At 71.2% G+C, this 11,766-nt stretch carries 6 protein-coding genes; 1 reads left to right on the forward strand and 5 read right to left on the reverse strand.

All coding sequences use genetic code 11. From position 1 onward, the window contains the following. Positions 1-82: 82 nt before the first annotated feature. The 5 genes from aceE to ACFYW9_RS17180 all read right to left on the reverse strand — a co-directional run bounded on the left by aceE (position 83) and on the right by ACFYW9_RS17180 (position 9,295). Entirely contained in the window at positions 83-2,788 is a 2,706-nt protein-coding gene (aceE, locus tag ACFYW9_RS17160) for a pyruvate dehydrogenase (acetyl-transferring), homodimeric type (protein WP_389150491.1), read from the reverse strand. Positions 2,789-3,084: 296 nt separating this feature from the next. Continuing rightward, positions 3,085-3,708, reverse strand: coding sequence for a GntR family transcriptional regulator (locus tag ACFYW9_RS17165; protein WP_328453254.1), 624 nt, complete (start codon positions 3,706-3,708; stop codon positions 3,085-3,087). Positions 3,709-4,139: 431 nt separating this feature from the next. Beyond that, on the reverse strand, positions 4,140-5,912 hold the full coding sequence (gene sucB / locus ACFYW9_RS17170; RefSeq protein WP_389150496.1) for a 2-oxoglutarate dehydrogenase, E2 component, dihydrolipoamide succinyltransferase: 1,773 nt from the start codon (positions 5,910-5,912) through the stop codon (positions 4,140-4,142). Positions 5,913-6,059: 147 nt separating this feature from the next. Continuing rightward, on the reverse strand, positions 6,060-7,448 hold the full coding sequence (gene lpdA / locus ACFYW9_RS17175; protein WP_351865149.1) for a dihydrolipoyl dehydrogenase: 1,389 nt from the start codon (positions 7,446-7,448) through the stop codon (positions 6,060-6,062). Between the two features lie 320 nt (positions 7,449-7,768). After that, the gene (locus ACFYW9_RS17180; RefSeq protein ID WP_389150501.1) at positions 7,769-9,295 is read right to left on the reverse strand and encodes a leucyl aminopeptidase; all 1,527 of its coding nucleotides are present in this window, start codon (positions 9,293-9,295) and stop codon (positions 7,769-7,771) included. 347 nt (positions 9,296-9,642) lie between these two features. Between ACFYW9_RS17180 and ACFYW9_RS17185 the strand changes: the two genes are divergently transcribed. Next, entirely contained in the window at positions 9,643-11,673 is a 2,031-nt protein-coding gene (locus ACFYW9_RS17185; RefSeq protein ID WP_389150504.1) for a hypothetical protein, read from the forward strand. Positions 11,674-11,766: the final 93 nt, after the last annotated feature.

Consider the following 11,766-nt stretch of genomic DNA (forward strand, 5'->3'; position numbering starts at 1 on the left):
CGCGGGGCCCGCCGGAGGGAACCGGGAAAGCGGGAAGGGTACGGCGACCGCCGTACCCTTCTCCGTGTCCGGCCCCCGGGGACTACAGGCCGTAGCGCTCCCGGGCCTCCTTCACCGCCGATGCCTTGACCTCGCCGCGGCGGGCGAGCTGCGCCAGGGCGGCGACGACGATCGACTGGGCGTCCACGCCGAAGTGACGGCGGGCCGCCGCACGCGTGTCCGAGAGACCGAACCCGTCGGCACCGAGCGAGGACCAGTCCTGCTCGACCCACTGCGCGATCTGGTCCGGGACCTGGCGCATGTAGTCGGAGACCGCGAGCACCGGGCCCTCGGCGCCCTGGAGCGCCTGGCGGACGAACGGCACCCGCTCCTCACCGCGCAGCAGGGCCGCGTCGGCCTCCAGCGCGTCACGGCGCAGCTCGGTCCAGGAGGTCGCGGACCACACGTCGGCGGCCACGCCCCACTCCTCGGCGAGCAGCTTCTGGGCCTCCAGGGTCCAGTGGATCGCCGTGCCGGAACCCAGGAGCTGGATGCGCGGGGCGTTCGCCGCGGCCACGTTCAGGCCCGCCGACTCCGCCGTGTTGAAGCGGTACAGGCCCTTGAGGATGCCCTCGTCGACACCGAGGCCGGCCGGCTTGGCGGGCTGCGGCATCGGCTCGTTGTAGACGGTCAGGTAGTAGAAGACGTCCGGGTCCTCGCCCGGGGCGGCCTCGCCGTACATCCGGCGCAGACCGTCCTTGACGATCGCCGCGATCTCGTACGCGAACGCCGGGTCGTAGGACAGCGCGGCCGGGTTGGTCGCCGCGATGACGGGGGAGTGGCCGTCGGCGTGCTGCAGGCCCTCGCCCGTCAGGGTCGTACGACCGGCGGTGGCGCCGACCAGGAAGCCGCGGCCGAGCTGGTCGCCGAGCTGCCACATCTGGTCGGCGGTGCGCTGCCAGCCGAACATCGAGTAGAAGATGTAGAAGGGGATCATCGCCTCGCCGTGCGTGGAGTACGCGGTGGACGCGGCGATGAAGTCCGCCATGGAGCCGGCCTCGGTGATCCCCTCGTTGAGGATCTGGCCGTCCTTGGCCTCCTTGTAGTACATCAGCTGGTCGCGGTCGACCGGCTCGTACGTCTGGCCCTTGGGCGAGTAGATGCCCAGCGACGGGAAGAGCGACTCCATACCGAAGGTGCGGGCCTCGTCCGGGACGATCGGCACCCAGCGCCTGCCGGTCTCCTTGTCGCGGACCAGGTCCTTGACGAGGCGGACGAACGCCATCGTCGTCGCCAGGTTCTGCGTGCCGGAGCCCTTGTCGAAGGACGCGAACGTCTTGTCGGCGGGGGCCGGCAGCGGGGCCAGCGCGTGCGTACGGCGGGCCGGGGCCGGGCCGCCGAGGGCCGCGCGGCGCTCCTGGAGGTAACGGACCTCGGGGGAGTCGGCGCCCGGGTGGCCGTAGGGCACCACGCCGTCGACGAACTGGCTGTCGGAGATGGGCAGTTCGAGCAGATCACGCATCTGCTTGAACTCGTCCGTGGACAGCTTCTTCATCTGGTGGTTGGCGTTCTTCGACGCGAAGCCCGGACCGAGGGTGTGGCCCTTGACGGTCTGGGCCAGGATCACCGTCGGCGCGCCCTTGTGGGCGAGGGCGGCGCGGTAGGCCGCGTACACCTTGCGCGACTCGTGGCCACCGCGGGAGAGGTGGAAGCACTCGAGGATCTTGTCGTCGCTCAGCAGCCTCGCCATCTCGGCGAGCGCCGGGTCGGCGCCGAAGAAGTCCTGGCGGATGTAGGCGGCGTCGCGGGTCTGGTACGTCTGCACCTGGGCGTCGGGCACCTGGCGCAGACGGCGGACGAGCGCGCCCGTGGTGTCGAGCTGGAACAGCTCGTCCCAGGCCGAGCCCCACAGCGACTTCACGACGTTCCAGCCGGCGCCGCGGAACTGCGCCTCCAGCTCCTGCACGATCTTGAAGTTCGCGCGGACCGGGCCGTCGAGGCGCTGCAGGTTGCAGTTGATGACGAAGGTCAGGTTGTCCAGACCCTCGCGGGCGGCGAGCGCGAGTGCCGCCGTCGACTCCGGCTCGTCCATCTCGCCGTCACCGAGGAAGGCCCACACGTGGGACGCGGAGACGTCCTTGATGGCGCGGTTGGTGAGGTAGCGGTTGAAGCGGGCCTGGTAGATCGCCGACAGCGGGCCGAGGCCCATGGAGACGGTCGGGAACTCCCACAGCCAGGGCAGCCGGCGCGGGTGCGGGTACGACGGGAGACCGTTGCCGCCCGCCTCCTGGCGGAAGTTGTCCAGGTGGTGCTCGTTCAGGCGTCCGTCGAGGAAGGCGCGGGCGTAGATGCCGGGCGAGGCGTGGCCCTGGATGTAGAGCTGGTCGCCGGACCCGTCACCCTCCTTGCCCTTGAAGAAGTGGTTGAAGCCGGTCTCGTAGAGCCAGGCCGCGGAGGCGAAGGTGGCGATGTGGCCGCCGACGCCGTGCTTCGCGCCCCGGGTCACCATCGCGGCCGCGTTCCAGCGGTTCCACGCGGTGATCCTGGCTTCCATCGCCTCGTCGCCGTCCACGACGGGCTCGGCGGCGGTGGGGATGGTGTTGACGTAGTCGGTCTCGAGCAGCTTGGGCAGCGCGAGACCGTTGCCCTCGGCGCGCTCCAGCGTGCGGCGCATCAGGTACGCGGCACGGTGCGGCCCGGCCGCCTGGGTGACGGCGTCCAGGGAGGCCCGCCATTCGGCGGTCTCCTCGGGGTCGCGGTCCGGGAGCTGGTCGAGCTCGCTCGGCTGGATTGCGGTGGGGTCGGTCATTGCGCCGCCTTCCGGATGCGGAGGGGGGTTCCCTCATCGGCAAGGGGTTTTCGGGGGGTGCCCTTGGTCTGTGGCAGGACAGGGCGACGGGCTCTTGTGGGAGCCCGTCGAGGACTGTAACCCCCTGATCGATGATCGATCAAAGGATTCCGGGGGAAATCCTCTTCAGATCGGAAAGTCGGCACGGGGTGCCTTGGAGGCAGGCACGGGGTGCCTTGAAAATCGACGGTTCTCGCAGGTGGGAGCACGGTTGAGCGCGGGTGTGCTCCCCTGCGCCGATGCCGTCGGCGCGTCCCTCAGGGGCGCGGGGCGCAGCCGAGGACGTGGGCCTTCACGAGCTCGGCGATCAGCGGATCGCGCCGCCGGAAGGCGTCCACGAGAGCCTCGTGCTCCTCCGCGTACGACTGCTGCACGGTCCCGAGCCAGCGGATGGACAGGGCCGTGAAGACCTCGATGCCCAGGCCCTCCCAGGTGTGCAGGAGCACGGAGTTCCCGGCCGCCCGGACCAGCTCGCGGTGGAACCCCACGGTGTGCCGCACCTGGCCGGTCCCGTCGGCCAGCCGGTCGGCCTCGTACAGCGCCGTCACGTGGGGTTCGAGGGCCGAGCAGTCCTCCGCCAGCCTTCCGGCCGCCAGCTCCGCCGCGATGGCCTCCAGGCCGGCTCGTACGGGGTAGCTCTCCTCCAGGTCGGCGGCCGTCAGGTTCCGTACCCGCACGCCCTTGTTCGGCGCCGACTCGATCAGCCGCAGTGACTCCAGCTCGCGCAGCGCCTCGCGCACCGGGGTCTGGCTGACCTCCAGCTCGGTGGCGATCCGCCGCTCCACGATCCGCTCGCCCGGCTTCCAGCGCCCGCTGACGATCCCCTCCACGATGTGCTCGCGGATCTGTTCGCGCAGCGAGTGGACGACGGGCGCGGTCATGAAGGCTCCTTTGACAGGGGTGGCGGGACCCCGAGGGCGTTTGACCTTTAGACAATAAGGCCGTGGCTCGATCGGTGAGGGGCGCATGGCGGCGCTTTCCCGCAGGTGAGACGAGGCTTACACGCTGTCGGAGTGTTCCCGTCCGTAGGGGCTCGTACCGGGTGAAGTCCGGATTCGTACCGTCGATGTGATCGCCGGACGCGGGCCCCGGCGGAAGAACGGCGGCCGCGGGAACCCGGCCCCGGGGAAACACTGCACCTCCGTCCGGAGATCCGGGGCGGGGGAACCCGCACCTCCGCCCGCAGACAGGGGGCGGAGGGCGGGGGAACACGGCACCGCCGCCCCGGAAGTCCCCGCCGGAAACACGGCACCCCCGCCCGGAAGTCCGGACGGGGGTGCCGCGTCGGTGTGCCGCGTGCGAGCGGTACGGGTTACAGGCCGAGCTCGACCTCGAACTCGCCCGCTTCCAGGATCGCCTTGACCGCGGTCAGGTAGCGGGCGGCGTCGGCGCCGTCCACCAGACGGTGGTCGTAGGAGAGCGTCAGGTAGGTCATGTCGCGGACACCGATGACGGTGCCCTCTTCCGTCTCGATGACGGCCGGACGCTTGACCGTGGCGCCGATGCCCAGGATCGCGACCTGGTTCGGCGGCACGATGATCGTGTCGAAGAGCGCGCCGCGCGAGCCGGTGTTGGAGATGGTGAAGGTCGCGCCGGACAGCTCGTCCGGGGTGATCTTGTTCGCGCGGACCTTGCCCGCCAGGTCGGCGGTGGCCTTCGAGATGCCGGCGATGTTGAGGTCGCCCGCGCCCTTGATGACCGGGGTCATCAGGCCCTTCTCCGAGTCCACCGCGATACCGATGTTCTCGGCGTCGAAGTAGGTGATCGTGCCCTCGGCCTCGTTGATCCGGGCGTTGATGACCGGGTGGGCCTTCAGCGCCTGGGCCGCCGCCTTCACGAAGAACGGCATCGGGGAGAGCTTGACGCCCTCGCGGGCCGCGAAGGAGTCCTTCGCCTGCGCGCGGAGCCTCATCAGCTTGGTGATGTCGACCTCGACGACCGAGGACAGCTGCGCCTGCTCGTGCAGGGCCTTCACCATGTTGTCGCCGATGACCTTGCGGATGCGGGTCATCTTGACGGTCTGGCCGCGCAGCGGGGAGACCTCCAGGACCGGGGCCTTCTTGGCGGCGGCGGCCGGGGCGGCGGCCGGAGCCTGAGCCTTGGCGGCGGCCTTCGCGGCCTCGGCGGCGGCGACGACGTCCTGCTTGCGGATGCGGCCGCCGACGCCGGTGCCCTTGACGGCGGCCAGGTCGACGCCGTTCTCGGCGGCGAGCTTGCGCACCAGCGGGGTCACGTACGCGCCGTCGTCACCGGTGGTCGCGGCGGGCGCCGGAGCAGGGGTGACGGGGGCGGGCGCGGCCACCGGCGCGGGGGCCGGGGCAGGGGCGGCGGGCGCGGCCGGCTGGACCGGAGCCGGGGCGGCGGCGGCCGGAGCCGGGGCGGCCGGAGCCGGGGCGGCCGGGGCCGGAGCCGGGGCGACGGGGGCGGCCGGAGCAGCGGCGGGGGCAGCGGGGGCGGCCGGCGCGGCAGCGGCCGGAGCCGCGCCCGGAGCGCCGATGACGGCCAGCTTCGCGCCGACCTCCGCGGTCTCGTCCTCGCCGACGACGATCTCCAGCAGTACGCCGGCGACCGGCGCGGGGATCTCGGTGTCGACCTTGTCCGTGGAGACCTCGAGCAGGGGCTCGTCCTCCGCGACCTCCTCGCCGACCTGCTTCAGCCAGCGGGTGACGGTGCCCTCGGTGACCGACTCGCCCAGCGCGGGCAGCACGACGTCGGTACCGGAGGCGCCACCGGCCGGAGCGGCGGGAGCGGCGGCGGCCGGGGCCGCGGGGGCCTCGGCGACCGGGGCGGGGGCGGCCGGGGCCGGAGCCTCGGCGGCGGGAGCCGGGGCGGCGGCGGGCGCGCCCGTGCCGTCGTCGATGACGGCCAGCTCGGCGCCGACCTCGACGGTCTCGTCCTCGGCGACCTTGATGGACGCCAGGATGCCGGCGGCGGGGGAGGGGATCTCGGTGTCGACCTTGTCCGTCGACACCTCCAGCAGCGGCTCGTCGGCCTCGACGCGCTCGCCCTCGGCCTTCAGCCAGCGGGTGACAGTGCCCTCGGTGACGCTCTCACCGAGTGCCGGAAGGGTTACGGAAACCGGCATGGTTTCTGTTGCTCCTTATTGGGGTCTCCCCTGCCCGACCGGGATCGAGAGCTCGGGGAAGTGCGGAAGTCTGTGGTCGTCGTCGAGCCCTGCTCGACGCGGTGACTGGGACGGCCGGTGGCCGGGGGATCCCCCCGGCCGGGCCGGTCAGTCGTGCGCGTGCAGCGGCTTGCCCGCGAGCGCGAGGTGGGCCTCGCCGAGCGCCTCGTTCTGCGTCGGGTGGGCGTGGATGAGCTGGGCGACCTCGGCGGGCAGCGCTTCCCAGTTGTAGATCAGCTGGGCCTCGCCGACCTGCTCGCCCATACGGTCGCCGACCATGTGGACGCCGACCACGGCACCGTCCTTCACCTGGACGAGCTTGATCTCGCCCGAGGTGTTGAGGATCTTGCTCTTGCCGTTGCCCGCGAGGCTGTACTTCAGGGCGACGACCTTGTCCGCGCCGTAGATCTCCTTGGCCTTGGCCTCGGTGATGCCGACGGAGGCGACCTCGGGGTGGCAGTACGTCACGCGCGGCACGCCGTCGTAGTCGATCGGGACGGTCTTCAGACCGGCCAGCCGCTCCGCGACCAGCATGCCCTCGGCGAAGCCGACGTGGGCGAGCTGGAGCGTCGGGACGAGGTCGCCGACGGCGGAGATGGTGGGGACGTTCGTCCGCATGTACTCGTCGACCAGGACGTAGCCGCGGTCCATCGCGACGCCCTGCTCCTCGTAGCCGAGACCGGCCGAGACCGGGCCGCGGCCGACGGCGACGAGCAGGACCTCGGCCTCGAACTCCTTGCCGTCGGCGAGGGTGACCTTGACACCGCTCTCGGTGTACTCGGCCTTCGAGAAGAAGGTGCCCAGGTTGAACTTGATGCCCCGCTTGCGGAACGCGCGCTCGAGGAGCTTGGAGGAGTTCTCGTCCTCGACCGGGACGAGGTGCTTGAGGCCCTCGATGACGGTCACCTCGGCACCGAAGGACTTCCACGCCGAGGCGAACTCGACGCCGATGACGCCGCCGCCCAGGATGATCGCGGACTGCGGCACGCGGTCCAGGACGAGCGCGTGGTCCGAGGAGATGATGCGGTTGCCGTCGATCTCCAGGCCCGGCAGCGACTTCGGCACGGAGCCGGTCGCGAGGAGCACGTGGCGGCCCTGGACGCGCTGCCCGTTCACGTCGACGGAGGTCGGGGAGGACAGACGGCCCTCACCCTCGATGTACGTCACCTTGCGGGACGCGATGAGACCCTGGAGACCCTTGTACAGGCCGGAGATGACGCCGTCCTTGTACTTGTGGACGGCGGGTACGTCGATGCCCTCGAAGGTGGCCTTGACGCCGAACTGCGCGCTCTCGCGGGCCTGGTCGGCGATCTCGCCCGCGTGGAGCAGGGCCTTGGTGGGGATGCACCCCCGGTGCAGGCAGGTACCGCCGACCTTGTCCTTCTCGATCAGGGCGACGTCCAGGCCCAGCTGCGCTCCGCGCAGCGCCGCGGCGTAACCGCCGCTACCGCCGCCGAGGATCACTAGGTCGAAAACGGTGCTGGCGTCGTTCGCCACGTCACGTCCTCCATGCATGTGCGCCGTTACGCCGGGCACCTTTGTCCCTTACGGGTGGTTGACCGGTCGGTCGGCTGGTGTCCGGCCGCTCTTTCCACGGCCCTGTGGTGGGGGCCCTGTCCTGCCGAGAACCCATCTTTGCACTTGTCGAGGGCGAGCGAGACGCCGGGCCGGTGTGTGCGGCGTCTGATCCATCACGTCGACGGGGTGCGGAGCAGGGTGAACCCGCGGATTTCGTCGTGGGCGAAACCTTCGTTCGGCCACACGAGCGGCCCCGGGCGCGCGGACGCCCGGGGCCGTGTGCCGTGTCGTACGAGGGCTCAGCCCAGGTCGCCGGCCGCGGTGAGCTCGGCGAGACGGACCAGGGTGCGGACCGCGGAACCGGTGCCGCCCTTGGGGGTGTAGCCGAAGGGACCGGCCTCGTTGAACGCGGGGCCCGCGATGTCCAGGTGCGCCCAGGTGATGCCCTCGCCGACGAACTCCTGCAGGAACAGGCCGGCGACCAGGCCGCCGCCCATGCGCTCGCCCATGTTGGCGATGTCGGCGGTGGGGGAGTCCATGCCCTTGCGCAGGTGCTCGGGCAGCGGCATCGGCCAGGACTCCTCGCCGACCTCGTCGGCGGCCTCGACGATCGCGGCACGGAACGCGTCGTTGTTGGCCATCACGCCGAAGGTGCGGTTGCCGAGCGCCAGCACCATCGCGCCGGTCAGCGTCGCCACGTCGACGATCGCGTCCGGCTTCTCCTCGGACGCCTTCCACAGCGCGTCCGCCAGGACCAGCCGGCCCTCGGCGTCGGTGTTCAGGACCTCGACGGTCTTGCCGCTGTACATGCGCAGCACGTCACCCGGACGGGTGGCGGAGCCGGACGGCATGTTCTCGGCGAGCGCGAGCCAGCCGGTGACGTTGACCTCCAGGCCGAGGCGCGCGGCGGTGACCACGGCGGCGAAGACCGCGGCGGCGCCGGCCATGTCGCACTTCATCGTCTCGTTGTGCCCGGCGGGCTTGAGCGAGATGCCGCCCGAGTCGTAGGTGATGCCCTTGCCGACGAAGGCGAGGTGCTTCTCGGCCTTCGAGGAGGTGTACGACAGCTTCACCAGGCGGGGACCGGCGACCGCTCCGGCGCCGACGCCGAGGATGCCGCCGAAGCCGCCCTTGGCCAGGGCCTTCTCGTCGAACACCTGCACCTTGATGCCGTGCTCCTTGCCGGCCGCGGTGGCGACGGCGGCGAAGGACTCCGGGTTGAGGTCGTTCGGCGGGGTGTTGACGAGGTCGCGGGCGCGGTTGAGCTCCTCGGTCACGGCGGTGGCGCGCGCGAGGGCGGCCTTGAACGCGGCGTCGCGGGGCTTGCCGCCGAGGACGGTCACCTCGCCGAGCGGACCCTTGCGGCCCTTGGCGGCCTCGTTGCGGCCCGTCTCCTTGTAGGCGTCGAAGCCGTACGCGCCCAGGCGGGCGCCCTCGGCGACGGCACCGGCGTCGGCGGCGTCCGAGACCGGCAGCGCGAACACGGCCTTCTTGGCGCCGGCGAGCGCGCGGGCGGCGACACCGGCCGCGCGGCGCAGCGCCTCGGCGTCGTAGCCGGCCTCGTCCTCGGGGACGGCTCCCAGGCCGACGGCCACCACGACGGGGGCCTTGAAGCCGGACGGCGCGGGCAGCTTGGTCACCTCGCCCTCGGATCCCGAGGCCCCGAGGGTCTCGAGGATCCCGGCGAGCCCGCCGTCGTAGGCGTTGTCCACGGCCTCGGCGCCCGGTGCGACGACCGGGCCCTTGGGGCCCTTCGCGACACCGACGACGATCGCGTCGGCCCGCAGACCGGACGCTGCGGCGGTGCTGAGAGTGAGAGCAGTCACGGTGGTGAGATCTCCGCTTCCATTGAAAGTTCTGTGTGGCCGAGAAGGGGTGGGTCGACCGGGCCCGACGGCTGACCCTAGATCCGTCCTCGGGGGCGGTCCTTGCCGGGGCCCCTGGCGGGGCGGGCGAGTACCCGGGACGAGCCTACGCTCGGGGTCGGGTTTCGCTCATTCCTGCGGACGTTCACCCACAGGTGGCGCCGTGTCGTATTCCCGCCCCTCACTCCAGGTGAGCTGAGACACACTCATCGTGTTCAGTGGGCACGCCGCCCACTGCTTTGCACGATTTCCACAGATTCCCCATGGTTTCCACCCGTGGGGGATGCTCGAGGGGGAGAAAGCTACATATGGCACAGAGTCTGCAACGGTGGAGAGGGACGGCTGCCGTCCTGGGGACCGCCGGACTCCTCGCGCTGGGCATGGGGGCGCCCGGCGCGTCCGCGGCGGTCACGCCGCGGATCGACCTCAAGGTCCTGGTCGTGGACAACGGCGCGGGCCAGGTCGGAGCCATCACCGCGGAGCTCAAGAACTCCGGTGTCCCGTACACCACGGTCAACCTGGGCGACACGAACCGCCCGACCATCAACGCGACGTTCCTGAGCGACACCGTGAACGGCGTCCCGCGCGCCAAGTACCAGGGCGTCGTCCTGCCGAACGAGGCTCCGTTCGGCGCGGGTTCGGCCGAACAGACCGCACTGGAGTCGTACGAGAAGACGTTCGGCATCCCGCAGGTCGACGCCTACACCTGGGCCCACCCCGAGGTCGGTCTCGACTACACCGACCAGAACGGCGGCTGGTCCGGCGTGCTGGACGGCCGGACCACCCAGATCACCACGGCCGGTACGGCCGGCCCGTTCCGCTACCTCGACGGACCGCTGACCTTCGAGGACAACGACCCGGCCGTGCAGGAGACCTACGGCTACGCGGCCCACCCGAGGGAGGGGTTCACCAGCTACCTGAACGCGCCCAGCGGCGGTTCGCTGCTCGGGCAGTACGAGCACGACGGGCGCCGCGAGCTCGTGGTGACCTTCGCGTACAACCAGTACCAGAAGCAGTTCAAGGTCCTGGCGCGCGGAATCGTCGAATGGCTCACCCAGGGAGTGCACCTCGGACAGGCCAGGAACTACTTCGCCGTCCACGTCGACGACGTCTTCGCGCCCGACGCCCGCTGGGACTCCCAGCGCAACTGCACCCCGGGCGACATCGACTGCGCGGGCGGCAACGGCGAGGACACCACGACGCCGATCCGGATGACCGCGGCCGACGCCGCCTACGCCGCCCAGTGGGAGGCCGACCACGGGTTCACGCTCGACATGGTCTTCAACGCGGGCGCGGGCGAGGAGTGGAAGGCCGAGAACGGCGGCACCGACGCCCTCACCACGCGGCTGCTCGCCGACAAGGCCAAGTTCCGCTGGATGAACCACACCTACACGCACCCGTTCCTCGGCTGCGTCCAGGACACCACGACCGTGCCCTGGACCTGCTCGAAGAACGCCGACGGATCGACGAAGTACATGAGCCGGGCCGAGATCTCCGCGCAGATCTCGCAGAACAACAACTGGGCGTCCTCCCACGGCCTCTCCATCGACCGCACCGAACTGGTGACCGGCGAGCACTCGGGCCTCAAGACGCTGCCCCAGCAGCCCGTCGACAACCCGAACCTCGCGCGCGCCATGTCCGACAACGGCGTCAAGTGGACCGGGTCCGACAACTCCCGTGAGCCCGAGCAGCGTTCGGTCGGCAACGGCGTGCTGACCGTCCCCCGCTACCCGATGAACATCTACTACAACACCGGCACGCCCGAGGAGATGGCCGACGAGTACAACTACATCTACACCTCGAAGGCCGCCGGCGGCAGCGGGGTGTGCGAGAACAACGCGACGTCCACCTGCCTGCCGGCCCCGCTGAACACGGCCACCGGCTACGCCGACTACATCGTCCCGGCCGAGGCGCGCACCGCGCTCGGGCACGCCATCGGCAACGACCCGCGTCCGCACTACGTCCACCAGTCCAACCTGGCCGAGGGGCGCATCCTCTACCCGGTCCTGGACAAGGTGCTCGCCGACTACAAGGCGATCTACGCGGACAACACCCCGCTGCAGAACCCCCGCCAGAGCGCGATCGGCACGGAACTCCAGCGCCGCACCGACTGGCAGACCGCCCTGGCGAGCGGCAGGGTCACGGCCTACCGCATCGGCAACCAGGTCACCGTCACGGCCCCGTCCGGGACGCAGATCCCGGTGACCGCGCCCGAGGGGACGACCAAGCAACTCCTGGTCGGTACCACCCCGTTCGGGACGGCGTACGCGGGAGCGCGCAACGACTGGACCAAGCCGGAGCTCCTTCAGTCCGCGGTCAAGCTGAACCTGCCCGCGTAAGCGCGGCGGCATCGCGGCTCGCGACGCGCACCCCGGCCCGACCGGCCGGGGTGCGCTCGTGAGCCGTGCGACGGGGAGCCGGGGGGCTCTCCG

It is taken from the genome of Streptomyces sp. NPDC002698 (assembly GCF_042888945.1).
Lineage (GTDB): Bacteria > Actinomycetota > Actinomycetes > Streptomycetales > Streptomycetaceae > Streptomyces.